Origin of the sequence: Streptomyces aculeolatus, from assembly GCF_020400605.1 — a bacterium.
Classification (GTDB): domain Bacteria; phylum Actinomycetota; class Actinomycetes; order Streptomycetales; family Streptomycetaceae; genus Streptomyces; species Streptomyces aculeolatus.
Window position 1 is genome coordinate 1 of record NZ_JAINRD010000033.1, and the last position, 24,629, is coordinate 24,629.

Sequence of the window (24,629 nt, forward strand, 5' to 3'; positions counted from 1 at the left end):
GGGCTTCGAGACCGCGTGGGCCGAGGACTTCCGCAGGTTATTCCTCGGCCCGACCGCGGCGGACGAGCAGGCCAGCCGGGTCGAGTCGGCGGAGGAGCGCGCGGCGCGGCTCGCCGTTGCCGACGAGGTTCTTGCCGAGCTGCAGGACCAGGCCGCGGGCGACGAGGTCTCCCGGTCAAATGCCCGCTACGCGGCGCGGCTCAGCCGGTACGCCAAGGGCCAGCGGTGGACGCCGCGGCTGAGGCGGGCGGCATGACGCCCGTCGCTCACGTCCCCTGGGGGGCGAACACCGTGGTTGCCGCCACGGCGGTGCTCCTCGGGCTGGCACTTCTCTGGCTCACGCTGTGCCGGCTGGCCCGGTACGCGAAGCTCGACACCCCCGCCGTGCGGGTCGCGGCGCTCGCCGCGGCGAGCTGCACGGCGTACACCGCGGATACGTCCTGGCGGTTCGCCGAGGACTACTTGGGCATGGGGAGCACGGCCGAGCGGGCCGCGATGTTCGCCGCCGCGGAACTGGGGCTGTTCGCCTCGGCGCTCATGGCGCGGCAGAACCTCAACGGCCCGATGAAGGCGCCCGGCGCCCCCGGGCTCCTGGTCTGGCTCATCACGGGTGTGCAGGTCATCCCCGCGTACGCGGAGTCCGGGCCGCTGGGCGGCACGGTCCGGGCGTTCGTCGGGCCGGTCATGGCGGCCGTGCTCTGGCATCTGGCCATGGGGATCGAACTCCGGCACCGCAGGCCCGGCGCGGAGTCCCGCGGCGTGCTCGCTATAGCCGGGCGGGAGCTGCGGGAGCGGCTCCTATCCCGGTTGGGGATCACCGAACGGGACCGGAACGCGGCCCAGATCAGCCGGGACCGCGCCACTGTTCGCGCGGTCGAGCTGGCGGCGCGCTTGGCGGCCCTGCCGCCGGAGCAGCGGGCCGGGCGGCGCGGGCGACGTATCGCGCGGCGGCTGTCCGGCGCGGTGGCGAAGGCGTCGGTGGGCGCGGATCGGGAGCAGCGGCGGAAGCTGCTCGAACTGCTGGCGGCCCGGCGGCACGCGGCCGATCTGGCGACGGTGCCCCTGGCCTCTCCGTGGACGGAGGCGGTCGGTGATCCGGTTGCCTCCGCGCTCGCCGAGGAGGTACGCGGGCAGATGCGGCGGGCGACCGACACCATCCGGCAGGCAGGCCAGCCGGGCGTGTTCACCCTCGGCGCCGCCCTGAACGGAGACGACCGTTCACCTGAACGCGTCCCCGAGCCGGAGCCGGACAAGCTCAGCACCGCGGAGGCGCAGCGGGTCATCGAGGACGGTTGGGCCGAGGGCCTGACCGTACGCGAGACCGCGAAGCGGGCCACCCGCGCTCCGAGTTATGTGCACGGCGTGTTCGTGCGGCTCGACTCCGAACGCGGCCCGCGTCCCGCCGCTGCTGGGCGGCCGTAGCGCCCCTTGAATCGTTCACCGCCGGGGCCCGGCCGCTGCTTTGGCGGGTAGGGCCAGGCCCCGGCTTCCCTCCGAACCGGAAGGAAGATTCAGTGAAGCACGACGACGAGAACGAGGTGAGCGCGGCCGATTCCGGCGGGCCTCCACCTGACGAGGTCACGTTGGTCGACCGGCCAGGCGGCTCCTCCGCCGCACGGCTCATGGACCGGGTCACGGGCTCGAAGCGACGGCCGGTTGTCCCGCCCTGGGCCCGTTCCTGGCGTGAGTTCAAGGCCGCCGGCTCCGGCGTCGCCGCATACGGCTGGCACGTAGTGGCGTACCACGCGGTGCGTACGCCCTGGTACCAGCTCCGGCTCACCCTCCAACTTCCGCGAGGCGCAGCCCGTTTCATCGGAGGCGCACTGCGGTGGGTTGCCGACGCCGAGGGACAGCCGTTCCGCAGTGCCGCGGCCAGCAAAGAAGACATCGACTACTACCTGAAGCTCTCCCGGCAGCGCGACCGCCGGGTCAGGTGGCGCACGGTCGTCGCCCTGATGGCCTCCGTCACGGGACTCGCCGCCGCACTCGCGTTATTCGTCCTCGCCCCCGCATGGTTGCTGGCCCTCTCGGGTTACGTGGTCGCCACGGCCCTCGGCTGGCTTGGCCAGCCGGCCGACGAACCGGTGATCCACCGCGCCGTCGCGATCCCCAAGACCACCAAGCTCACGTCGAACATCGTCCTTCGCGCCCTCGGCGCCCTGGGTATCCAGGCGATCAGCCAGGAGCAGTCGAAGGGCGGCCCCGGCTTCTCCTTCTCGGCGCCCATCACGCGCGACGGGCCCGGCTGGCTCGCCGAGGGCGATCTCCCGTACGGCGTGACCGTCACGGACGTCATCGAGCGCCGAGACAAGCTCGCCTCCGGTCTGCGCCGCCCGTTGGGCACGGTGTGGCCGGAGCCGGTGCCGGACGAGCACACCGGCCGCCTGCGGCTGTGGGTCGGTGATCAGGACATGTCGCAGGCGCGGCAGGAGCCCTGGCCGTTGGCCAAGTCGGGCACGGTGGACCTCTTCCGTCCCGTGTCCTGGGGTACGGACCAGCGCGGCCGGTGGGTCGGCGTGACGCTGATGTTCATCGCGGGCGTGATCGGAGCCATCCCGCGGATGGGCAAGACGTTCCTGCTCCGGTTGCTCCTCCTCATCGCCGCCCTGGACCCGCGGGCCGAACTCCACACGTACGACCTCAAGGGCACCGGCGACCTGGACCCCCTCGGCCGCGTGGCCTACCGCCACCGGGCCGGCGAGGAGCCCGAGGACATCGCGTACGGCATCGCCGCCATGCGTGAGCTGCAGGGCGAACTGCGCCGCCGCGCGAAGGTGATCCGGTCGCTCCCGCGCGACGTGTGCCCGGAGTCGAAGGTGACGACTGAACTGGCTTCGAAACGGTCCCTCGGGCTGCACCCGATCGTGGTGGGCGTCGACGAGTGCCAGGTGTGGTTCGAGCACCACAAGCACGGCGCGGAGTTCAAGGAGATCTGCACCGACCTGGTCAAGCGCGGCCCGGCCCTGGGAATCGTGCTCCTGCTGTCGACGCAGCGGCCGGACAAGGACAGCATCCCGACCGCGATCAGCGCCAACGCCTCCGCCCGCTGGTGCCTGAAGGTCATGGGCCAGGTCGAGAACGACATGGTCTTGGGCACCGGCGCGTACAAGAGGGGTGTGCGGGCGACGATGTTCGCGTGGGGTGACAAGGGCGTCTGCTACTTCCTCGGCGAAGGTGCCGACGCCCGTATCGTCCGCTCCGCCAACATGGACGCCTTGCAGGCCGACGAGATCGCGCTACGGGCGCGCGCCGCGCGGGAGCGCGCCGGCACCCTCGCCGGGCACGCCCTCGGCGAGCAGCCGGAGGCCGATCCCGCGTCCTCGTACGACCTCTTGAGCGACCTGGCCGCCGCCATCCCGGCGGGAAAGCCGAAGCTCTGGAACGAGTCCGTCCTTGCCCGCCTGGCCGACCTCCGGCCAGGGGTCTACGGCGCGTGGACCACGGACCAACTCACCGCCGCCTTGCGCCCGTACGGCATCCGCACGGTGCAGGTCTGGGGCACCACGGAGGACGGCAAGGGCGCCAACCGCCGCGGCATCCGCCGCGCTGACATCCTCCGCGCCGTCGCGGAACGTGACGGCCGCGCCGAAGCCGCCTGACAGGCGGCGCCGCTTCGACGCAGCCGTTCCTGAAGGCGGAACGTCACACGAGCCCGGCGGCCTGCTGGAGCTTCGCATGACCGGCAGCGCTGATCAGGCCCTCCGGCAGCGTCGCCACCACACTCGCGTATTGCGCAAACACAGCCCTGCACTGCTCACGCTCAGGATGATCGCTGTCGCTGCCGAACCACTGCACCATGGCCTCGTTGTCGGCTTCAACCGGCTCGGAGCGTTCGGCGACCGAGACCAAACGATCCAACAGTCTGGATCGCTGAGGAACCTGCGGGTCGGCTGCGAGACGAAGGAGAAACGGCAGGACTTCCGGCATGGCCGCGTTCATCTCAGCGATGCCGAACAGGGCGTTGACGAGCACTCGCTGAGCCTCCGCCGCGGCGGCCTGGTCAAGGAGCGCATGGAGCAGCACCGGGATCGCCGCGGGACAGTCGGGAAACTCGGACCAGCGGACCTCCTCACAGCCCTGGAGGGCAGGGTGCCCAGCCTCAGCTGCCCGCGGGTACTCGTGGAGGAACGCTGCGATCGCCGCATCCTTGGCGGCCAAGTCCATCCTGCACACCTGGCTGTCCTCCAATTCCCCGCCATGAGCGCCAAGTTCCGTCGACTGCAATCTTTGGCGACCGGAGATGCGCACACAAGGCAAGGCTTCGAGCCATTCTTGTTCGAATTCCTAGGGGTCCACAGATGCCTGGCTTGACGAGTTGGGCGCCTGCAGTGCCTAGCGGGCACCCCTGCTAGGTCTAGCACCCCCGCTAGCACCCCATCGCGCCGCTGACCTGCTTCCTAGTGTCTAGCGGCCCTTCTCTCCCACTCCCTGATTCCGGCCCTGAGAGGGGTTGTTGTGTCCTCCCTGCTCTCCGCTATGCCCGGCATCCTCATCATCACCCTCTGCTACACCGCACTCTGCGCGATCAGTCCGTTCGGGAGCTGCCGCCGCTGCCGGGGCTTCGGCTTCCGCATGCGCCAGACGCGCCGCGGGCGGCTCGTCCGCGGCCGGGACTGCCGCCCCTGCCGCGGCCGGGGTCGCCGCATCCGCTTCGGCCGCCACGTCTACAACTCGCTCTCCGGCATGCGCCGCGAGGGCACCCGCTGACCCCGAGGAGTCCACGTGACGATCACGATCACCGCACTCGCCCTGTTCGGCCTCTTACTGGCGCTGCTGATCCGCTTCCGCGCGGTCGGCGTCCCCGCCGCCGTCGTCGCCCTGCTCTTCGGCTTCTACCTCTCCCGCACCGGAGCCGCCGACTCCATCGACCAAATCATGACCGCACTCGCCGACGCCGTGAACGACGCCGGATGAAGGGGGACGCCATGAACGAGCCCGAGACCAGCACCACGGACACCGCATACGCGAACGCCCCGAGCATCGCGTGGGAGATCTCCTGGGTCCTGCGCGCCCTCCGCACGTACCCGCTGAGCCACGGCATCGACCGCGAATTCTGGCTCCGCAAGGCAGCGCTGCTGGACCGCATCGCGCTCCGCGAGGAGACCATGCTCACCCCGGACGCCGCCGCCGAGGCGGTCGCCGCCGCGGGCCGCGCGGCCCGTCAGCTCGCCGACTACGACGCCTCGTTCCACGGCGTGAGCTTCCGCGGCGAGGAGCTGTCGACGGACGAGGACTTCCGCGCGTACGTCCGCCGGCAGTACGAGGCAGCCTGCGCCAACCGCGGCTGACCAGGGCCCGGGGCAGCGGCCGACGGGTCAACGAAGCCCGCTGCCCCGGCCTCCCATCCCATCAGGAATCAGGAGGTGTCTTCAGGATGCCCTACGGCTCCACCCGCCCACTGCACCACGCCGCAATCTCCGCGGCCGAACGCGGCTGGCACGTCTTCCCCCTCGTCCCCGGCGCCAAGCGGCCCGCCGTCGCCGAGTGGGAGCAGCGCGCCACGGTCGACCGCACGCGCATCACGCGATGTTGGTCGAGCGGCGCGTACAACCTCGGCATCGCCACCGGCCCCTCGCGGCTGGTCGTCATCGACCTGGACGTACCCAAGCACGACGACGCCCCGCCGCCGGGTACGCCCGCGGGCGTGGTCGACGGCGCGGACATGCTGGCCGTCCTCGCCGACGAGCACGGCCAGCAGCTCCCGACGCAGACGTACGCGGTCCGCACCGTGAGCGGCGGCACGCACCTGTACTTCACCGCACCGGCGGGCACCCGGCTCCGCAACACCGCCGGGAAGCTGGGTTGGAAGATCGACACCCGTGGCGGCGGCGGGTACGTCGTCGGCGCCGACAGCACCATGGGCCGCGCCCGCTACTCGGTCGTCCACGACGCGCCGCCCGCCCCGCTCCCGGACTGGCTGGCCGAACTCCTCACCCCCACCCCGTTGCCGCCGCAGCGACCGGTTCCGCTGCCCGAGTTGGGCCCGCGGCGGCTGAGCGCGTACCTGCGCGGCGCGATGGAGGGGGAGTGGCAGCGGGTCGCCGGCGCCCCGGTCGGCACCCGCAACACCGCCCTCTACCGAGCATCCGTCGCCCTGGGCCAGCTCGTCGCCGGCGGCGAGCTGCACACCGGCGACGTCACCGCGTTACTCGCCTCCGCCGCCGTAAGCGTCGGTCTCGACGAGCGCGCCGCCCACCGCACCATCGCCTCCGGCCTACGCGCCGGCGCCCACCGGCCCCGCACGGTCGCCCGGAGGGCAGCCGCATGAGCCACGACCCGGCTGCCCCGCCCCACCTCTATTCCGTCCCGCCCGGCCCGGAGCCCACCCCCCTGCAGCCGGCGCAACAGCGCATCCGTACCGCCTGGACCGCCGACGAGCTGATGGCCACGGAGTTCCCGGAGCCGCGCTGGGCCGTGCCCGGGATCATCTCCGAGGGCGTGAACCTCCTTGCCGGTCCGCCGAAGGTGGGGAAGTCTTGGCTCTCCCTCGGCCTGGCCCTGGCCGTCGCCGCTGGCGGACAGGCGATGGACAGCATCGCCGTGGACGGCGGCCCCGTCCTCTACCTCGCCCTGGAGGACACCCCGCGGCGCCTGCAGACCCGCATGCGCAAGCTCCTCGACTCCAACCCTGCCCCCGCCACGCTGACCCTCGCCACCTCCTGCCCACCCCTCCCACAGGGCGGCGGGGAGGCAATCGCGCAGTGGGTCGAGCGGCACGCGGACGCCCGCATGATCGTGATTGACGTGTTCGCGAAGATGCGCGGGCCCTCCGCCCCCGGCTCCTCGGCCTACGACGCCGACTACGCCGCGGTCGGCCACGCCAAGCGGCTCGCCGACCACTACGGCATCGCTGTCGTCCTGGTCCACCACGTCCGCAAGGCCGCCTCGGACGACTTCCTTGCCGAAGTCTCCGGCACCAACGGCCTGGCCGGCGCAGCCGACGCCACCTTGGTCCTGAAGCGCTCCCGCGGCCAAGCGGACGGCGTCCTACACGTCACCGGCCGGGACGTGGACGAGGCGGAATACGCCCTGCGCTTCCACTCCCAGGCCGGCGCCTGGCAACTCCTCGAAGGCCCTGCCACCGACCACACCCTCAACCAGACCCGAGCGACCATCCTCCGCTACGTCCGCGACCACCCCGGCGCCAAGCCCAAGCAGATCACCCAGGCCACCGGCCTGGCCCCCGACCTTGTCCGGCAGACCTGCGCCCGCATGGCCAACGACGTCCAACTCATCCGGCAGTCCGGCGGCTACGTCGTACCGAACCAAGGGGAGGCACAGGAGTGATCAGTCACACCCGTCACAGCGTCACCGCTGACTCCCTGCCGCACCTCTTCCGTCCCGAAGAGGTCGCGAAGGCCCTCGGCTGCTCCGAGTGGTGGGTGAAGGAACAGGCGCGGCGCCGCCGGATTCCCTTCACCCGGGCCGGCGGCGCGTACCGCTTCACCGCCGATCACTTCGCCGAGATCGTCCGTGCCTTCGAGGAACGGCCCGTCCGGACCGCGGAGCCCGTGGCCGCCGAACGCGGAGCTACCGCGCGCCCCCGGCGCCCGCCGGAGCCGGAAACGGCCGTCCGCCTCCGGGCGCGCCGTCCACGCCGGGCACGCCTCGGTGAGTCCAACGCAGCCTGACCAACCAGGGAGGAGAAGCACTCAGTGGGGTTCGCCGAGAAGCGCGGGGACTACTACCGCGCCAGGTATTGGATCGCCCCCGGCAAGCTGCGCACCGTCGTGGATGCCTATGGCCGGACGGTCCGCTTCGACACCCGCCGCCGGGCCGAGAAGGCTGCGAAGGAGCACGAGGTCAAGGCCCGGGAAACTGCCTGGCAGGACCCGGCCGCCCAGAAGATCACGTTCGGGGAGTACGCGAACCGCTGGTACGCGGACCAGGACCTCGCCCCGTCCACCATGGAGATCTACCGGGGCACCATCGAGCAGCACTTGCTTCCGGACTTCGAAAACATGCCCCTGGCCGACATCAGCCCTGCTCACGTCGGTGCATGGGAGAAGGCGGAACAGGCCGTCTATGCCATGTCCAGCGTTCGCAACCGGCGAGCCGTCCTGCACCTGATCCTCGCGGACGCCGTGGACGAAGGGTTGATTGCCACCAACCCGGCCGCGAAGCGGCGGGGGCGCGGCCGGAAGGCCGGCCGCTCCCGTGCCCGCGGCCCGGAGAAAGTGGTGACCACCCCGCTCGGGATTCTGCTGATCGCCGAACGGGCCGCGCTCCTCTCCGGCCGGGACGACGAGTTCGTCGCCTGCGTTCAGAAGGGCTACACCGGCATGCGGTGGGGCGAACTGGTCGGGCTGGAAACCGAGTTCCTTCGGCCCGGCGCCTTCCGCGTCGAATGGCAGCTCTACGAGCTGGACAAGGGCGAGTTCGTACGTTGCCCACCCAAGGACGACAGCTACCGGACCATCGATGCACCGACGTGGCTGCATGAGCTGGTCACCGGTCATGTCCGCCGGGACCGGCCGCAGCCGTGCCCCTGCCACGGCAGGACGTACGTCTACCACGGCCAGGGCAACGCCCGCCTCGGGCCGCCAGGGGCCAAGCTGGTCGACGTGGCCCGTCGCGCCGGCGTGTCCACCGGGACGGTCTCCGGGGTACTGAACCGCCCGGAGCGGGTCCCCGAGGCCACCCGCGTCCGCGTCGCCCAGGCCGTCGCCGACCTCGGATACGTACGCGGCTTCCGCTCCCCCACTCCCGCCGCGCACTGGCGTCGGTCCGGATTCGCCGCCTGGCTGTTCACTCCGGCCGCTACCGGCTGGTACCCGAAGAAGGGGCCACTGGAGCCTCGCCCGGTCCCGCTGCTCGCCGTGCCCTGGCCCGGTATCCCGGTCCGGGGACGCAACGCCCAGGGGCGGGCTCAGGCGTGCTGGCTGCCGGTGGCCCAGGGGCTCACTCCGCACGGGCTGCGGCACACGCACCGGACGCTGATGGAGGAGCTGGGGACGGAGAAGGTCCTCATGGATGAGCGCATGGGGCACCTGGACGGCTCCATCTCTGCCCGGTACACCCACGTGACCCAGGCCATGCGGCGGCGCTTGTGCCGAGGGCTGACGGAGCTGTGGGAGGAGTCCTTACGGGCCCGCCGGGAGCTGTCTCCGGGCTCCCCCGTGACAGTGCTCGACCGGCTACTAAGAGAGACCGTACGGGAGCAGAATTCCTAGATCCACTCCCCTGCCACTCCCCAACCGCTCCCAGACAGCCGTCAGGCCCGGTACTCCACAACGGAGTACCGGGCCTGACCTGCGTTTTCCTGAGGGTGAGTGACGGGACTTGAACCCGCGGCCACCTGGACCACAACCAGGTGCTCTACCATCTGAGCTACACCCACCGTGAGCTGATGCTTCCGCACCGGCCGGTTAGAAGTGTACAGGGTCGCCGGCGGTGCTCGCCTCCGGCTTTCGCCGGGTCGCCGGGCGCCGTCGGCGGCCCCGTTACGCGCCGTCCGACGCCAGGGTGTGGCGGGCCGCGATGGCCTTCGCGGTGTCCGAGTCCGGGCCCGGTGGGGGGACGAAGACCGCCTCGCGGTAGTAGCGGAGTTCGGCGATGCTCTCCCTGATGTCCGCCAGGGCCCGGTGGTTGCCCGCCTTCTCGGGGCTGTTGAAGTAGGCCCGCGGGTACCAGCGGCGGGCCAGCTCCTTCACCGACGAGACGTCCACGATGCGGTAGTGCAGGTGGCCCTCCAGGTCCGGCATGTCCCGGCTGAGGAAGCCGCGGTCGGTGCCGACGGAGTTGCCGCACAGCGGGGCGCGGCCGCGCTCGGGGACGAACTCGCGTACGTAGTCGAGCACCTGCCGTTCCGCGTCCGCCAGGGTGGTGCCGCCGGCCAGCTCGTCGAGCAGGCCGGAGGCGGTGTGCATGGCGCGTACGACGTCGGGCATGGAGGCGAGGGCCTCGGCCGGGGGGCGGATGACGATGTCGATGCCGTCCCCGAGCACGTTCAGCTCGGAGTCGGTGACGAGCGCGGCCACCTCGACGAGCGCGTCGTCCCTCAGTGACAGGCCCGTCATCTCGCAGTCGATCCAGACCATCCGATCGTTCATGGACCTCACCCTACGTGCCGGTCACGCTGTCCCGGCACGGTCGCCCGCCGCACCAGGGCGCCCCGGAGCCGCGGCGGATGCGGCTCGGGGTGGCCGGGCGCGTAGGCGTCGGACTGCGGCTTCTCGCCGCCGTCCGCGCCGCCCCCCGCGCCGGCGCCCGCGACTCCCGCCACCCCGGCGGGCCCGGTGGCGCCCGGCGGCTGCGGGCGCCGCGGCGCGGGCACCGTGGGGGGCTCCGGCGGCGGTACGGCCTGGGGGTTGCGGGCGCGGTAGGCGGCCCGGTACGCGGCCGGGGAGGAGCCGAGCTGGCGGCGGAAGTGCCCGCGCAGCGCGACGGGCGAGCGGAAGCCGCAGCGCCCTGCCACTTCGTCCACGGAGAAGTCCGACGTCTCCAGCAGCCGCTGCGCCTGAAGCACCCGCTGGGTGATCAGCCACTGCAGCGGTGCGCTGCCGGTGAGCGAGCGGAACCGCCGGTCGAACGTGCGTCGGCTCATGTACGCGCGGGCCGCCAGAGTCTCCACGTCGAACTGCTCGTGCAGGTTCTCCAGCGCCCAGGCCACGACCTCCGCCAGCGGGTCCCCGCCGATCTCCTCGGGTAAAGACCTGTCGAGGTAGCGCTCCTGGCCGCTGCCGCGCCGCGCGGGCACCACCAGCCTCCGGGAGAGCGCGGCGGCGGCCTCGGCGCCGTGGTCCTGGCGGACCAGGTGCAGGCACAGGTCGATGCCGGCGGCGGTGCTGGCCGACGTCAGGATGTCGCCGTCGTCGACGAACAGCTCGCGCGGGTCCATGTGGACCGACGGGTAGCGCTTGGCGAGCGTCGGCGCGTACATCCAGTGCGTGGTGGCCGGGCGGCCGTCGAGCAGCCCGGCCGCGGCGAGCGCGAACGCGCCGGTGCACAGCCCGACGATGCGGGCGCCGTCCTCGTGCGCCCGGCGCAGCGCTTCCAGCGCCGCGGCGGGCGGCGGCTGGGTGATGGAGCGCCACGCGGGTACGACGACGGTGCCGGCGCGGGCCAGCGCCTCCAGCCCGTACGGGGCCGAGAGCTCCAGGCCGCCGGTGGTCCGCAGCGGACCGTCCTCACCGGCGCAGACCAGCAGCCGGTACCGGGGGGTGCCGGCGTCCTGGCGGTCGACTCCGAAGACGGAGAGGGGGATGGAGTTCTCGAAGACGGGGCCGCCGCTGAACAGCAGCACGGCGACGACTTCGCGGCGCCGTCTGGGCGGGCGTGGTAGCTCGCCCCGGACCGCCGCTCCCGCCACCTCGGGTGTGCGTGGCCCGCCGGACCGGATCGTTGCGCCCGCTCCGGTGGAGTCCTGGCTCATGACGCTAAGCCCCCTCGCTTCTCTCTTCCTCCGCGTCCTGCACCTACACCCCCGGGACGATCTCGGTCTCTCGGCCAAGATCAAATCTACTGTGTGTTGTCCGACCGATCGGACAGCTTCGGCCCTGCATCTATAACGACAGGTAAAACGCGTCTTGTGTGACACGCGGGGCAGGTTCGGCCCTGCCTGCATGCCGACGGGGAAACCTGGCGTGAAGCTTTCGATCGCGAACGGTTCCACTGGTTCATGCGACAAGGAAGGCCACCCCCCTCCGGTTCTCCGACGTGCAAGGCTCGTGCGCCCCGACTGCGCCCCCAGCCCCCCGAGCCCGGAACGTTCCAGCCTCAAGTCTCGCAACTCCGGTGTGCAGAAGGGAAGTTGGCCGAAAAGATCGGGTCACAGGAGGTTGTCCCCTCAACAACGGGCGTACGCACGCACCGAGCCGCGAAAACGCCGGTGAAGCGCTCGCCCCCGCCGTGTCCTGCGGCGCGACCCCGGCGCACGCACGACGTTCGCCTTCGCTCGGGCGACGACACGGCCGGGGGGCGCGGCGGCGGCGCACGGAAGCGTGGGGGGCGGCATGAGGGGCGGACGGCGGATCCGTGAGCGCCGCCGCCGTGCGCCCCCGGCCGTGTCCGGGACCGATCGCCGGGCGGCCGCCGCGACCCCCCGGCGTTGCGCGGGACGCCGCACTGCGGCATGCTCCTGTGAACCGTTCGCCGGGGCCGCCTGGCATACCGCCGCCCGCCCCTGGGCAAGGGAGGTAGTGTCGCCGTACCCTTGTTGTACGGGATTGGGAAGATGATTCCCGGACACAGCAAGCCCGGACACAGCAAGTCGCACCCCTCCAGCCACGAGGATTCCCTTCGCCGAGACACCGATGGCCGGTCACGAAATCCCCGAACCCGCGGACCGCAAGCCGGTCGCCGATCCCACGGCGGACCTGGAAGCGGCGGCCGAGCCGCGCCAAGGCTGCGATCCCGCGTTCAAGCACGGCGTCGTCTGCGGCTTCGACGGCTCCACCTCCAGTGAACGCGCCTTGGCCTACGCGGTGGGCATGGCGCGGCGGCTGGGCTGCGGCCTGATCATCGTGCACGTGGCCAACCGGCTGCCCACCACCGTCTGGGCCGGCTGCGAGCCGCCCGTCTTCGTGGACGTCCCGGACCACCGCACCGAAGTGCTCGGTCTCGAACTCGCCTGCGCCGACTACCTGTCCGACGTGCCCTGGATCCTCGTCGAGCGCGGCGGCGACATCTGCCACGAACTGGAGGAGGTCGGCCGGGAGTACGAGGCTGACGCCATCGTGGTCGGCTCCACGCAGGGCATCGTGGGCCGCATCTTCGGCTCGGTGGCGGGCCGCCTAGCCCGGCGGGCGCAACGGCCCGTCGTCGTCGTGCCGTAGCCGCCCCCGGCGCGCGTTTGCACCGGTCGCGCCGGGCGTACGCGCGCTCTCACAGCCCCGGAGAAATCTACTCGCGAGTAGATGTGGGTTGTGAATTTGTGAGGGGCATATAGGGGACACGACGACGCGCTGTCGACCGGGAGGTGACGGTCCCCGGTACGGCAGCGGCACCGCCGGCGTATTGGGCGACGCCGGCACAGGGGAGGCGGCCCTCTGCGCGACGTGGTGGCACGCGCAGAGGGCCGCTCTTTCGTCTCCCGATGAGCGGCGGCCGGGTCGCGCCGGGCCGGGTGCCGCCGAATCCCCGCCCAGCGCCGGGGCTTCGCGGCTTCGCCGCATGCGGAGGGCCGTGGCCCGCGCCGGGGTACCCGCGCCGTCCCGGCGCCGGAGGCGTGCGGTCACCGGTCGCGGTGGTGCGCCGCGGGTGAACCGCCCGTGCGCCGGCCGGAGTCGAGGACCAGGCGGGCGAGGCGGCTGATGAACTCGGTCTGCAGGGCGGTCTGCTCGCGCACCGGGATCCAGCGGGGCCCGAAGTCGGCGGCGTAGCGCCGGCGCCAGCGGGTGAGCAGCGCCTCGCACCCCGGGCCGAGGGGGTGGCCGTCGGTCGCGCGGGCGAGCATGGCCGCGGCGCGCAGCGGCAGCCGGTGGGCGGCCATGCGCAGCGCGAGGGCGCCCCCGGCGGTCGCCGCGGGCGGCGGGCTGCCCGGGGAGGGCGGCGCGGACCACTGCGCGGCGTTGGTCAGGCACGCCTCGGTCAGCCAGGCCGCGGCGTCCAGCAACGGCCCGGGGGCGGCGCCGAGTCCGCTGCGGGCCACGTCCAGCAGCCCCGCCAACTGCCCGGCCTGCGCGCGCAGATGCGCCACGCAGCTCTCGACGACGAGGGCCGGCGCCTCGGCGGGCCGCGGGTCGGCGACGGCCTCGACGGCCCAGACGGGCGTCTCGACGACGGCGGTGACGGTGCCGTACCGCAGCGGGTGGAACCAGGTCGAACGGGTCAGCCAGTCGCGGTGGACGACGTTGGCGTCCAGGCCGGCGCCGGCGGCCATGAGGAAGACCCCCGGCCCCGCGGCGGGCATGTGCAGGGTGTCCACCGGTGCGGCGGCCAGCGGCACGGCGTGGGCCGCGGCGGCGTCCGCGAGCGCCGCGGGGGCGCCCGGCAGGTCGTGGGTGAGCTGCGTCCAGGCGCCGCCGACGTCGTTGGCGTGCAGGGACACCTGGAGCGCCGGGCGCAGTTCGTCCAGCACGGTCAGCAGCGCCCGGGTCTCGGGCAGCGGCGCGGTCCCCCGGCCGGGCGGCGGCAGCCACTCGGGCTGCTGGTCGGCGGCGGGCCGGTAGAAGTGCCGCAGCTGCCGCTCCAGGGTGCCGGGGTGGCGGGTCCAGGGCTCGGTGTGGCGGGCGCCGTCCGGGTCCAGGCAGAGCAGGAAGTGCCAGGCGGCGTCGCGGTCCTGCCGGCGCTCCCGCGCGTCGGGCCAGCCGCGCCCGGTACGCCCGCCGCGTACGGCCAGGTAGGCCAGGTCGGCGACGGCGGCGCCCCCGGCGGGCTCGTTCGGATGCGCGCCGCTGACCACCAGGACGTTCCGGCGGCCGTGGCCGACGGAGAGCAGCCACAGCGGCTCCCCCGCGCGCGATTCGCCGACCTGCCGCAGGCGGCAGCGGGACGGATGGCGCCGCGCCAGGTCGCGGCCCGTCCGCGTGAGGTCGTCCACGGTCGGGTAGCGGTGACGCGCCAACGCGGGGACGCCGACCGGCATCACTCGCCGCTGGGGTTGCTGTCGCCTGTCGTCTCCTTCTTGTCGAGACGACGGATCTTGATCTCCTGCATCGCGCCTCCCCTCCGCAGGGTCAACTCTGTGTGGTTGAAACGACTCACTCAGTAGTGCACATTGGGCCGCGTCGGTGCAAGGCTTCCTGGCGCATCATCCTGAGGTGGTATGGCGGTGGGACAGTGGGCACGGCCACGGGTGAAACCTGAGCACCGCGGCTACCGCACCATGGCCGGAAACGTCCGTATCGGCAGCGTCGTCTACGGCGTCGGCGCGGAGATCGAGGACCCCGGGGGCTGGGTCTGGACGCTGGTCGAGGCCGCCGACGGCACCCGCAGCGCGCGGGACATCGTCACCGCCGTGCTCGCCCGGCACGACGGCGTCGGACCCGGCGACGTCACCGCGGCGCTGGACCGGCTCGCCGCGGCGGGCTTCCTGGAGGACGCGGCCGCGCCGCTGCCCCCGCAGTTCTCGCCCCGGGAGGCCGAGCGCTACAGCCGGAGCGTGCCGCTGCTGCGCTGGATGGACCTCGGCGCGCGCGCCACCGCGTGGGAGGCGCAGCTGCGCCTGAAGGAGTCCCGGGTGCTCGTCCTGGGCGTCGGCGGTACGGGCGGCGCCGCCGCCTGGCACCTGGCCGCCTCGGGCGTCGGCCACCTGCACGTGGTCGACGACGACACGGTGGAACTGTCCAACCTCAACCGGCAGGTGCTCTACGCCGAGGCGGACCTGGGCGCCCGGAAGGCCGACGCGGCGGTGGCGCGGCTCGCCGCCCTCAACCCCGACATCCGCGTCACCGGCGAGGTGCGCCGCGTCTCCACCGCTGCGGAACTGGCCGCGCTCCTCGCGGCGTCGCCCCCGTACGACGTGTTCGTGCTGGGCGCCGACGGGCCGCCGCAGATACGGCGCTGGGCGAACCGGGCGTGCCTGGCCGCCGGGCTGCCCTGGGTGGACGGCGGGTACAGCGGGCCGCTGGTCACCGCGGGCGTCCACCGGCCCGGCAGCGGCGGGTGCTGGGAGTGCGTGCACGACCAGGCGACGCAGCGGGCCGACCTCGGCCTCGCCGCCGGGGAGGACGTGCCCGCCGCCTCCGCCCACCTGCCGTGGAACCCGGCCAACGCCATCACCGCGGGCCTGTCCGGGGCGCTCGTCGCGTACGGCGCGCTGGCCCTGCTGACCGGCATCCCGCCGCTCGAACCCGGCGTGCGCTTCGGGTTCAACCTGATGGTGCCCGGCGACGAGGTGACCGTCCGGCTCCCGCGCCGCCCCGACTGCCCGGCCTGCGGGAACCCGGAGTGAGCACGCGCGCCGCCGGCCCCGCGGCCGGCGGCCGTCCGTGAGCCCGCCGGCTACTCCACCGTCACCGACTTGGCCAGGTTGCGGGGCTTGTCGATGTCCCGGCCCAGCTCCAGGGCCGTGTGGTACGCGAACAGCTGCAGCGGGATGCCCATCAGGATGGGGTCCAGCTCCGGTTCGCTGCGCGGGACCACGATCGTGTGGTCCGCCTTCTCCTGCCTGCGGTGGGCGACCGCGAGGATCCGGCCCTCGCGGGCCTTGATCTCCTCCAGCGCCGCGCGGTTCTTCTCCAGCAGCTCGTCGTCCGGCACGATCGCCACCGTCGGGACCTCCGGCTCGATCAGCGCCAGCGGCCCGTGCTTCAGCTCGGAGGCCGGGTAGGCCTCGGCGTGGATGTAGCTGACCTCCTTCAGCTTCAGTGCCGCCTCCCTGGCCACCGGGTAGCCGCGGACCCGGCCGATGAACATCATCGACTTGGCGTGCGCGTACTCCTTGGCCAGCGCCCGGATCTCGTCCTCGCCGCGCAGCATCTCCGCGATCTGCTCCGGCAGCCGGCGCAGCCCCTCGATGACGCGGCGGCCGTCGGCGACCGACAGGTCGCGGATGCGGCCGAGGTGCAGGGCGAGGAGGCCGAAGGCGACGACGGTGTTGGTGAAGCACTTGGTGGAGACCACGCAGACCTCCGGGCCCGCGTGCACGTAGAGGCCGCCGTCCGTCTCGCGGGCGATGGCCGAGCCGACGACGTTGACGACGCCGAGGACGCGGGCGCCCTTGCGCTTCAGCTCCTGCACGGCGGCCAGCACGTCGTACGTCTCGCCGGACTGGGAGACGGCGACGTAGAGGGTGTCGGGGTCGACGACGGGGTTGCGGTAGCGGAACTCGCTGGCCGGCTCGGCGTCCGCGGGCACCCGGGCCAGCTCCTCGACGAGTTGCGCGCCGATCATGCCCGCGTGGTACGAGGTGCCGCAGCCCAGGATCTTCACCCGGCGCACCGCGCGCGCCTCGCGCGCGTCCAGGTTGAGGCCGCCGAGGTGGACGGTGGAGAACCGGTCCTCGATCCGCCCGCGCAGCACGCGGTCGACGGCGTCGGCCTGCTCGCAGATCTCCTTGTGCATGTACGTGTCGTGGCCGGCCATGTCGTACGACTCGGCGGACCACTCCACGGTCTCCGGCGAGGACGACGTGCGCGAGCCCTCGGTGGTGTACGTGCGGTAGTCGTCGGCCTTGATGGTGGCCATCTCGCCGTCGTCGAGGGTGACGACCTGGCGGGTGTGCGAGACCAGCGCGGCGACGTCGGAGGCGACGAACATCTCCCGCTCGCCGATGCCCAGCACGACGGGCGAGCCGTTGCGGGCGACGACGATGCGGTCGGGGTGGTCGGCGTGCAGCACGGCGATGCCGTACGTGCCCTCCACCAGCCGCAGCGTCTCGCGGACGGCCTCCTCCAGGGTGGCGGCGGCGGACCGGCCGACGAGGTGGGCCAGCACCTCGGTGTCGGTCTCGGAGGCCAGCTCGATGCCGTCGGCGGCGAGCTTGGCGCGCAGGTCGGCGGCGTTGTCGATGATGCCGTTGTGCACGACGGCGACCTTGCCGGCCTCGTCCAGGTGCGGGTGGGCGTTGGCGTCGCTGGGGGCGCCGTGGGTGGCCCAGCGGGTGTGCGCGATGCCCGTGGCGCCGGCGAAGCGCTTGGGCAGCCGGGCCTGGAGGTCCCGTACCCGGCCCTTGGCCTTGACGGTCTTCAGGGCGCCGGAGCGGGCGGCGATGGCCACGCCCGCGGAGTCGTAGCCCCGGTACTCCAGCCGCTGGAGCCCTTCGAGGAGCAGGGGCGCCGCGTCGCGCTTGCCGATGTAACCAACGATTCCGCACATATCGTTCGCTTCCTGTCGGGAGGGGAGGGTGAGGGAGGTGGGGCGGCTACCCGTAGACGATGCGGCGCAGCTGACGCGGGGTCAGCTCGGGCGGCGCGACCGCGCGGTGCGCCAGCTCCCGGGCGATCCGGCCGAAGATCTCGTCGTTCACCAGGCCGCCCGCCTGCAGCTCGCGGTGGCGGCGGCGGACGAACGCGGGCGTCGTCTCGTCGAAGTAGGCCAGGACGTCCTGCACGACCCGCGCGGCTTCGCCGCGGCTGAGCGGCGCGCTGCGCATCAGGTGGTCGATGAGGTCGTCGTGCACTCGTTGATAGTGCTTGATGATCTTCTCTTTCGCAAGAAATCTGCCCGGAATCGGGCAGGAACCACTCGTTTCCCGCGGGCGGCCCCGCGGCAGAGTGGTCTACACCCTTGACCGACCCGGACACCGGCGGTACGCCTGGGAATGTCCATGTCATGCGTACGATCCGCAGCCCCGAAGGGACCACTGTGAGACGTCACCGCCCGGGGACCACCCCCCACCGCTCCCCGCGCTCCCTCGCGCGCCTCGGCGTCGCGCTGCTGCTCACCGTCGCCGCGGGCGTCGGCGCCGGCGGCGCCGCGCCCGCCGGCACCCCGGCGGACGGCACCGCCGCGGACGCCGCGCGGGCGCGTGCCGCCGAGCCGGCCGCGCTGGACTCCGTCATCCCCGCCCCCGCCGCCGTCGCACCCGGCGGCAGCCCGTACGAGATCACCGCGGACACCGGCATCCGCGTCCCGCCCGGCAGCTCCGCCGCCGCCGGCGCCGCCCGCGAGGCCGGCGAGTACCTGGCCGGGGTGCTGCGCCCCTCGACCGGCTTCGAGCTGCCCGTCGGCAGCGAGTCCGGCGACGTCGAGCTGCGCCTGAGCGCCGGGCTCAAGAAGGCGGTCGGCACCGAGGGCTACGAGCTGGACTCCGGCGCGGACGGCGTGGTGATCTCCGCCGCCGCGCCCGCCGGGCTCTTCCACGGCGTGCAGACCCTGCGCCAACTGCTGCCGCCGGCCGTGGAGGCGGGCACGGCGCAGGACGGGCCGTGGCTGGTGGCCGGGGGCCGGATCACCGACGAGCCCCGTTTCGCGTACCGCAGCGCGATGCTCGACGTGGCGCGGCACTTCTTCACGGTCGAGCAGGTCAAGCGCTACATCGACCAGCTCGCGCTGTACAAGTACAACACCCTGCACCTGCACCTCACCGACGACCAGGGCTGGCGGCTGGCGATCGACTCCTGGCCGAACCTCGCCGAGTACGGCGGCAGCACGCAGGTCGGCGGCGGGCCCGGCGGCTACTACACCAAGGACCAGTACCGCGACATCGTCGCGTACGCCGCGAGCCGCCACATGACCGTCGTGCCCGAGGTCGACATGCCGGGCCACACCAACGCCGCCCTCGCCTCCTACGCCGAGCTGAACTGCGACGGCGTCGCCCCGCCGCTGTACACCGGCACGAGCGTCGGCTTCAGCTCGCTGTGCGTGCCGAAGGAGGTCACGTACGACTTCGTCGACGACGTCCTGCGGGAGCTGGCAGAGCTGACCCCCGGCAAGTACCTGCACATCGGCGGCGACGAGGCCCACTCCACCCCGCACGAGGAGTACGTCGCCTTCATGGACCGGGCGCAGGAGGTCGTCGGGAAGTACGGCAAGACCGTCGTCGGCTGGCACCAGCTCACCGGCGCGAACCCCGTCGACGGCGCCGTCGCCCAGTACTGGGGCACCAGCGGCGGCGAGCAGGAGGTCATCGACGCCGCCAAGGCGGGCACCCCGCTGGTGCTGTCGCCCGCCAACAGGACGTACCTGGACATGAAGTACCACGAGGGGACGCCGCTCGGGCTGAGCTGGGCGGGCTACGTCGAGGTGCGGCAGTCCTACGACTGGGACCCCGGCACGTACATGAAGGGCGGCGTGCCCGAGAGCGCGATCCTCGGCGTCGAGGCGCCGCTGTGGTCGGAGACGCTGTCGACCAGCGACCAGATCGAGTTCATGGCCTTCCCGCGCGCCGCGGGCGCCGCCGAGCTGGGCTGGTCGCCGGCCGCGGAGCTCGGCTGGGAGGGCTACCGCGACCGGCTGGTGGCGCAAGGCCCGCGGTGGGAGGAGATGGGCATCGACTTCTACCGCTCGACGCAGGTGCCCTGGCAGTGACGCCGTAGGTTGGGGCGGGTCCGTGCACCGGGGGGCACGGGCCCGCCTCCCCCCTGCGGCTGCCGGTCCGCGGCGTGGCCGCGGAGCCCGCGGAGGGGAGGCGGTGGGGGGACGGCCCGCACCGCTCGGCACGGCTGGAGACCAGGGCCTCCGCGCCGTCCCGAGGAACGCTACGCACGCTAGTGGCCCCGACTCGGGCAAAACACCCGACACGGGCACCGGGCCCGAGGCTTAAGACTCTCTTGAGGAACGCATCGGAGGCACTTAATCCGCGCGCCGCCGGGGCGGGGAGAGCCGCCCCGGCGGCGCGCGGCCGGCCGTTCAGGTGCTGTTCGGGTGCCGCTCAGGTGCCGCCGAGCTTCACCTCCCGGGGCGCGCCGTTGCTGCCGCTCCAGCCGGCGTTGAAGCCGAAGGAGACGGAACCGCCGTCCGGCACCGCGCCGTTGTACGGCGTGTTCCGGCAGCTCACGGTGGTGCCGGCCTGGGTGCAGACGGCGTTCCAGGCGTTCTGCAGGCGCTGCCCGTCGGGGAAGTCCCACTCCGCGGTCCAGCCGTCGAGCGCGGCGCCGTCGCAGGAGATCGTGACGGTGCCGGTGAAGCCGCCGGGCCACTGGTTGGGCACGTCGTACGCCGCGGCGCACTCCTCGCCGGGGCCCGTCCCCGGGCCGCCGCCGGCGACGAGGTCGTCGGCGTAGCCGGCGATCCAGGCGAGCGGGGCGTTCCAGTTGATGGTGACCTCGTTGGTCGAGTACGACTCGATGTCGTCGATGTAGCACATCGCCGGCGCGCAGCCGGTCAGCTCCCGCTGCGCGACCGGGTCCTCCAGCTGCGAGTCCGGGCCGCCGGCCAGCGCGCCCGGGGGCGGGTTGGGCAGGCTCGGGTCGAGCTGGTTCGCCCAGTGCCGGTGGTGCTGGTTCTTCGAGTCGCGCTCGCCGTGGCCGGTGACGTACGACTGGTTCAGCGGGTTGCGGCCGAGCACGTAGTCGAGGCCGGTCAGTACGGCGTCGCGGTAGCCGGCCTCGCCCGTCAGGCCGTGGGCGGTGGCCAGGACGACCATGTTGTTGAGCACCTGGGAGTTGGAGCCCCAGACGTAGCGCCCGCCCTCGGGGGCGTACGGGAGGCCGTAGGCGGCGTTCGCGGCGTCGGCCGCGTAGCCGTCGGCGGCGTCGGTGACCATGCCGCGTACGACGGCGAGCTGCGCGTCGGTCAGCCCGCTGTCGACGGTGGCCAGGTCCAGCGCGCCGAGGCCGGCGGTGGCGCCCCACGACATGCCGCCGCCGGGGAAGACCGCCGCGGCGTCGCCGTGCAGGGGCGAGCCGAGCACGTCCTGGAGGTAGGCGTCCTCACCGGTGGACAGGTACAGCTCGGCGGCGGCCCAGTAGAACTCGTCGCTCACGTCGCCGTCGCTGTACGCGCCGCCGCCGGTGCCGTCGTTCGGGTCGGCGAGCATGTCGGGGTTCGCCTTCGCGGCGGCGTACGCCGTACGGGCCGCGGACAGGCAGCGGTCGGCGAAGTCGGCGTCGAAGCCGGCGTACAGCCGCCCGCACTGGGCGCCGGTGGCGGCCAGGTTGAGCGTCGCGGCGGTGGACGGCGGGTGCAGCTCGCGGGCCTGCGCGTCCTCGTGCGGCAGCGTGGGCAGGGCGGTCCACTGGTCGTCGTGCAGCTTGTGGTGCGCCATGCCGGCCAGTTCCTCGCCGGCCGGGACCTGCATGGAGAGCAGGAACTCCATCTGCCAGCGTGCCTCGTCGAGCACGTCGGGCACGCCGTTGCCGCGCTCGGGCACGGCGAGCTTGCCGTCCCCGATGGGCTCGCCGTCGGCGCCGTCGGTGGTCAGCGTGCGCTCGTACGCGCCCATCACCTGCGCGGCGGCGATGCCGCCGTTGACGACGTACTTGCCGTGGTCGCCCGCGTCGTACCAGCCGCCCGCGGCGTCCAGCGTGTAGTCGCAGACCCCGGCCTGGCAGGGGACGCCGTCGTCGCCCTGGTTGGGCGCGACGCCCACGTGCCCGGCGGGGCGGGCGTACTCCTCGCCGACCAGCTCCGCGTCGATCTCGATGCCGCTGCGGTTGTGGTAGAAGTACGCGAGCGCGTCGGTGCGCAGCTTGCCGTAGATGTCGTCGCCGATGGCGAAGGGCTCGCTGGTCTCGCCGCCGATCGTGACGGTGTAGCCGTCGCCGGCCTCGGTGAAGTCGCCGAAGGCGAAGGTGTGCACGTTCTGCAGCGAGGTCGGGTCGGTGCCCGCGGGCACGGTGGTCCCGCTCGCCTTCTCGGTGCCGTCCGCGGCGTTCAGGGTCCAGCCGAGGGGCTCGGTGGCGTCGGTGACGAAGGTGCCGTTCTTCGGCCCGTCGGTGAGGTAGCCGACCTGGTTGACGCGCACGGGCGAGCCGGTGTCCGGGTCGTACGGGGGCTGTTCCGCACCGCCGCGCAGCGAGACGTCGTCGACGCAGAAGGTGTACGCCGCGTCGCTGCCGCCGATCTGGAAGGCGAGCTGGGCGGCGTCGTCCGCGGCGGTGGCGGTGAAGACGTGCTCGAAGGTCTGCGCGGTGTCGGTCACCTGGTCCGCGGAGGAGAAGAACTGGCCCCACGGCTCCACGGCCTGCTGCACGTTGGTGCGGATCGTCACGGGTGTGGTGGCGGTCGCGGTGTAGCTCAGGGCGTAGGTCTCGCCCGCGGTGATCGGCAGGCCGTCCTGGCCGATGATGGCGTCCCACGGGTTGACCGTGCCGGCGGGCACGTCGGCGCAGAGCCGGCCGTCGACCACGGTGCCGGGACTGTCCGGCGTGAACCACCACGGCGCGGTGCCGGCGTCGAAGCCGCCGTTGACGATCAGCTCGGGGCCCTCGTCGGCCGCGGCGGCGCCGGGCGCGGCGAGCGCTCCGGCGACCAGCGCGGCGGCGAGGGCACGGGGTATGTGCCGTCTCACGGAAAGTCCTTTCGGCGGGGGTGGGGGGCTGGGGCGCGGGCGGGCCCGCGGAGCGGACGGGGTGCGAGACAGCCGGGCCGGGCGCACGGGGCCTGTGCGCGCCCGGCCCGGCTGAGCCGAGCGGACGGGGGTGGACCTGGGGTGGTTCGCCCCCCGTCCTCACCTCGCGGCGGGAGGTGCAAGACTTGAAGTGTGGGAGCGCTCCCAATCTCCCGAAGGGTTATGCACCTGTCAACCCTCGCGACAGAAGTCGGCCCAGGGGCGGGCGAGTTGGCCGGTACGGGCCCGAAAGCCGGCCCGCACACGCAGGCGGGGCGGGCCCGCTTCCGGACCCGCCCCGCCTGCGTACCGCGGACCCCGCCGGGCCCGCCGGGTCATCCCGAGGCGCGTACCACCAGTTCCGTGGGCAGCACCACGTGCCGCTCCCGGGTGGCGTCCTTCGCGGCGATCCCGTCCAGCAGCACCCGCACCATGGCCCGCCCCATCTCCTCCGTGGGCTGCCGGACGCTGGTGAGCGGCGGGTCGGTGTGCCGGGCCACCGGCGAGTCCTCGAAGCCGACGACCGCCACCTCGTCCGGCACCGTACGGCCCGCCGCGCGCAGCACCTGGAGCGCGCCCGCCGCCATCACGTCCGAGGCGGCGAAGACCGCGTCCAGCGCGGGCCGCCGCTCCAGCAGCTCCTGCATCGCCCGGCGGCCGCCCTCCTCGGTGAAGTCGCCGACGGCGACGAGACCGGGGTCCTCCGCGCGGTCCGCCGCCTTCAACGCCTGACGGTAGCCCTCCAGCCGGCAGCTCGCGACGTACATGTCGGCGGGGCCCGTGATGGTCGCGATCGCCCCGCGGCCGCGGCCGATCAGGTGCTCGACGGCCGCCCGGGCGCCGCCGGTGTTGTCCGAGTCGACGTACGGCACGGCCTCGCCCGCCGCCCGGCGGCCGTTGAGCACCGCCGGCAGCCCCATGGCCGCCAGCATCTCCGGCAGCGGGTCGCCCTCGTGCACGGAGACCAGCAGCACGCCGTCGACCCGGTCGGCGCTCAGATACGCCGCCAGCCGCTCCCGCTCCCGGGGCGAGCGGATGAGCGTCAGCAGGAGCTGCTTGTCCGTCTCCGCCAGCTCCGCGCTCACCCCGCGGACGATGTCCGAGAAGTACGGCTCGGAGAACAGCCGCGTCTCGGGCTCCGGGATCACCAGCGCGACCGCGTCCGCGCTGCCCGCCGCGAGCGCCCGCGCCGCGCGGTTGGGCACGTAGCCCAGCTCCGCCACGGCCCGTTCGACGGCGGTCCGCGCCTGCTCGCTGACCTGGTCCGATCCGTTGATCACCCGGGACACCGTCCCCCTGCCCACCCCGGCTCGCGCGGCGACCTGCTCCAGCGTCGGTCTGCCACCCCGCCCGCCACGTGTCACCGGCGTACGCCGATCCCTGACCGCCATTCCACCCTCCCGCGTTATGGCTGTCTGCTGACTGTCCGATTCTCGCCCCCGGCCCCGGCCCGCGGCCCGCACCGAAGCTAACAGCCGCGTAACGGGAGCCGGTCGAGATGTCCGGTCCCTTGACACCCCCGTCACCGACAGGCCACCCTTCAACCAATCACTTCTGGGAGCGCTCCCACTCTACTCGACCCATAGAGAACCCGCACGAAAGCCCGCCCGAGCCGCCACTCTCCCGATCCCCCTCGTACACCTCCGGCAGGAGCGGCACGCGTCAGGGCGCTAGGAGGATGCAGTGCGCAGTTACCGCACGACCCGACGGGCCGTGGGCCTTTTGGCCGCAGCCGCTCTGGGCACCGGGTTGCTCAGCGCGTGCGCGAGCGATGACGACGACGGCGGCTCGAAGGCCGACTCCGGGGACGGTG

21 protein-coding genes and 1 tRNA gene are annotated in these 24,629 nt (G+C 73.1%); 13 read left to right on the forward strand and 9 right to left on the reverse strand.

The genetic code is table 11. The features are described from left to right. The 3 genes from LG396_RS35510 to LG396_RS35520 all read left to right on the forward strand — a co-directional run. Positions 1–256: hypothetical protein (locus tag LG396_RS35510; protein WP_372483628.1), on the forward strand; the 256-nt coding region annotated here is incomplete at its 5' end. Next, entirely contained in the window at positions 253–1,422 is a 1,170-nt protein-coding gene (locus LG396_RS35515) for a hypothetical protein (protein ID WP_225797870.1), read from the forward strand. The genes LG396_RS35510 and LG396_RS35515, both read left to right, overlap by 4 nt. A 92-nt stretch (positions 1,423–1,514) precedes the next feature. Continuing rightward, on the forward strand, positions 1,515–3,599 hold the full coding sequence (locus tag LG396_RS35520) for a cell division protein FtsK (RefSeq protein ID WP_225797871.1): 2,085 nt from the start codon (positions 1,515–1,517) through the stop codon (positions 3,597–3,599). A 43-nt stretch (positions 3,600–3,642) separates the two neighbouring features. Here the strand turns inward: LG396_RS35520 and LG396_RS35525 are convergent, their stop codons facing one another. Beyond that, positions 3,643–4,164: a hypothetical protein gene (locus tag LG396_RS35525; protein ID WP_225797872.1), complete on the reverse strand. Its 522-nt coding sequence runs from the start codon at positions 4,162–4,164 to the stop codon at positions 3,643–3,645. A gap of 291 nt (positions 4,165–4,455) precedes the next feature. Between LG396_RS35525 and LG396_RS35530 the strand changes: the two genes are divergently transcribed. From LG396_RS35530 to LG396_RS35560, 7 genes are all read left to right on the forward strand, one after another. Continuing rightward, positions 4,456–4,707 carry a hypothetical protein gene (locus LG396_RS35530; protein WP_308190153.1) on the forward strand — a complete coding sequence of 84 codons (252 nt, stop codon included), beginning with the start codon at positions 4,456–4,458 and terminating at the stop codon, positions 4,705–4,707. Between the two features lie 15 nt (positions 4,708–4,722). Further along, positions 4,723–4,914 carry a hypothetical protein gene (locus LG396_RS35535; protein ID WP_145784175.1) on the forward strand — a complete coding sequence of 64 codons (192 nt, stop codon included), beginning with the start codon at positions 4,723–4,725 and terminating at the stop codon, positions 4,912–4,914. Between the two features lie 11 nt (positions 4,915–4,925). Further along, a complete protein-coding gene (locus LG396_RS35540; RefSeq protein ID WP_225797873.1) occupies positions 4,926–5,288 on the forward strand; it encodes a hypothetical protein in 363 nt (120 codons plus the stop codon). An 86-nt stretch (positions 5,289–5,374) separates the two neighbouring features. Further along, positions 5,375–6,268 (forward strand): bifunctional DNA primase/polymerase, encoded by an 894-nt coding sequence (locus tag LG396_RS35545; protein WP_225797874.1) that lies wholly within the window; start codon positions 5,375–5,377, stop codon positions 6,266–6,268. Beyond that, positions 6,265–7,287 (forward strand): AAA family ATPase, encoded by a 1,023-nt coding sequence (locus tag LG396_RS35550; protein ID WP_225797875.1) that lies wholly within the window; start codon positions 6,265–6,267, stop codon positions 7,285–7,287. Before LG396_RS35545 ends, LG396_RS35550 begins: the two co-directional genes overlap by 4 nt. Beyond that, entirely contained in the window at positions 7,284–7,631 is a 348-nt protein-coding gene (locus tag LG396_RS35555; RefSeq protein WP_225797876.1) for a helix-turn-helix domain-containing protein, read from the forward strand. The genes LG396_RS35550 and LG396_RS35555 overlap by 4 nt, the downstream gene beginning before the upstream one ends. Before the next feature lie 24 nt (positions 7,632–7,655). After that, positions 7,656–9,173 (forward strand): LacI family DNA-binding transcriptional regulator, encoded by a 1,518-nt coding sequence (locus LG396_RS35560; RefSeq protein WP_225797877.1) that lies wholly within the window; start codon positions 7,656–7,658, stop codon positions 9,171–9,173. Between the two features lie 94 nt (positions 9,174–9,267). On the opposite strand, the gene LG396_RS35565 is transcribed toward LG396_RS35560, so the two are convergent. The 3 genes from LG396_RS35565 to LG396_RS35575 form a co-directional block, all read right to left on the reverse strand. Beyond that, positions 9,268–9,340: transfer RNA gene (locus LG396_RS35565), tRNA-His, on the reverse strand. A gap of 103 nt (positions 9,341–9,443) precedes the next feature. Beyond that, positions 9,444–10,052 (reverse strand): oligoribonuclease, encoded by a 609-nt coding sequence (gene orn / locus LG396_RS35570; RefSeq protein ID WP_078523770.1) that lies wholly within the window; start codon positions 10,050–10,052, stop codon positions 9,444–9,446. Between the two features lie 5 nt (positions 10,053–10,057). Next, positions 10,058–11,374, reverse strand: a complete 1,317-nt coding sequence (locus LG396_RS35575) for a helix-turn-helix domain-containing protein (RefSeq protein ID WP_263979998.1) — start codon at positions 11,372–11,374, stop codon at positions 10,058–10,060. An 880-nt stretch (positions 11,375–12,254) separates the two neighbouring features. On the opposite strand from LG396_RS35575, the gene LG396_RS35580 reads away from it, so the two are divergent. After that, complete coding sequence (locus tag LG396_RS35580; protein ID WP_018834110.1) at positions 12,255–12,776, forward strand: universal stress protein; 522 nt, start codon at positions 12,255–12,257, stop codon at positions 12,774–12,776. A 398-nt stretch (positions 12,777–13,174) separates the two neighbouring features. Here LG396_RS35580 and LG396_RS35585 read toward each other — a convergent pair whose 3' ends face one another. Further along, the gene (locus tag LG396_RS35585; protein ID WP_225797878.1) at positions 13,175–14,482 is read right to left on the reverse strand and encodes a M14 family zinc carboxypeptidase; all 1,308 of its coding nucleotides are present in this window, start codon (positions 14,480–14,482) and stop codon (positions 13,175–13,177) included. Between the two features lie 255 nt (positions 14,483–14,737). On the opposite strand from LG396_RS35585, the gene LG396_RS35590 reads away from it, so the two are divergent. After that, positions 14,738–15,835, forward strand: a complete 1,098-nt coding sequence (locus LG396_RS35590) for a HesA/MoeB/ThiF family protein (protein WP_225797879.1) — start codon at positions 14,738–14,740, stop codon at positions 15,833–15,835. A 50-nt stretch (positions 15,836–15,885) separates the two neighbouring features. On the opposite strand, the gene glmS is transcribed toward LG396_RS35590, so the two are convergent. Next, complete coding sequence (glmS, locus tag LG396_RS35595; protein ID WP_225797880.1) at positions 15,886–17,700, reverse strand: glutamine--fructose-6-phosphate transaminase (isomerizing); 1,815 nt, start codon at positions 17,698–17,700, stop codon at positions 15,886–15,888. A gap of 46 nt (positions 17,701–17,746) precedes the next feature. Next, entirely contained in the window at positions 17,747–17,977 is a 231-nt protein-coding gene (locus LG396_RS35600) for a hypothetical protein (protein WP_225797904.1), read from the reverse strand. Between the two features lie 212 nt (positions 17,978–18,189). Between LG396_RS35600 and LG396_RS35605 the strand changes: the two genes are divergently transcribed. After that, positions 18,190–19,854 (forward strand): beta-N-acetylhexosaminidase, encoded by a 1,665-nt coding sequence (locus LG396_RS35605; RefSeq protein WP_225797881.1) that lies wholly within the window; start codon positions 18,190–18,192, stop codon positions 19,852–19,854. Positions 19,855–20,197: 343 nt separating this feature from the next. Here the strand turns inward: LG396_RS35605 and LG396_RS35610 are convergent, their stop codons facing one another. Both LG396_RS35610 and LG396_RS35615 read right to left on the reverse strand, forming a co-directional pair. Further along, the gene (locus LG396_RS35610; RefSeq protein WP_225797882.1) at positions 20,198–22,777 is read right to left on the reverse strand and encodes a glycoside hydrolase family 9 protein; all 2,580 of its coding nucleotides are present in this window, start codon (positions 22,775–22,777) and stop codon (positions 20,198–20,200) included. A gap of 374 nt (positions 22,778–23,151) precedes the next feature. Continuing rightward, the gene (locus tag LG396_RS35615; protein ID WP_372483629.1) at positions 23,152–24,096 is read right to left on the reverse strand and encodes a LacI family DNA-binding transcriptional regulator; all 945 of its coding nucleotides are present in this window, start codon (positions 24,094–24,096) and stop codon (positions 23,152–23,154) included. Positions 24,097–24,629 lie beyond the last annotated feature (533 nt).

What these genes read in the sequence shown, in the direction of transcription:
- LG396_RS35515 (WP_225797870.1), top strand. Translation starts at nt 253, where the DNA reads ATGACGCCCGTCGCTCACGTCCCCTGGGGGGCGAACACCGTGGTTGCC.
- LG396_RS35525 (WP_225797872.1), bottom strand. Translation starts at nt 4,164, where the DNA reads ATGGACTTGGCCGCCAAGGATGCGGCGATCGCAGCGTTCCTCCACGAG.
- LG396_RS35540 (WP_225797873.1), top strand. Translation starts at nt 4,926, where the DNA reads ATGAACGAGCCCGAGACCAGCACCACGGACACCGCATACGCGAACGCC.
- LG396_RS35545 (WP_225797874.1), top strand. Translation starts at nt 5,375, where the DNA reads ATGCCCTACGGCTCCACCCGCCCACTGCACCACGCCGCAATCTCCGCG.
- LG396_RS35550 (WP_225797875.1), top strand. Translation starts at nt 6,265, where the DNA reads ATGAGCCACGACCCGGCTGCCCCGCCCCACCTCTATTCCGTCCCGCCC.
- orn (WP_078523770.1), bottom strand. Translation starts at nt 10,052, where the DNA reads ATGAACGATCGGATGGTCTGGATCGACTGCGAGATGACGGGCCTGTCA.
- LG396_RS35575 (WP_263979998.1), bottom strand. Translation starts at nt 11,374, where the DNA reads ATGAGCCAGGACTCCACCGGAGCGGGCGCAACGATCCGGTCCGGCGGG.
- LG396_RS35580 (WP_018834110.1), top strand. Translation starts at nt 12,255, where the DNA reads ATGGCCGGTCACGAAATCCCCGAACCCGCGGACCGCAAGCCGGTCGCC.
- glmS (WP_225797880.1), bottom strand. Translation starts at nt 17,700, where the DNA reads ATGTGCGGAATCGTTGGTTACATCGGCAAGCGCGACGCGGCGCCCCTG.
- LG396_RS35600 (WP_225797904.1), bottom strand. Translation starts at nt 17,977, where the DNA reads ATGCGCAGCGCGCCGCTCAGCCGCGGCGAAGCCGCGCGGGTCGTGCAG.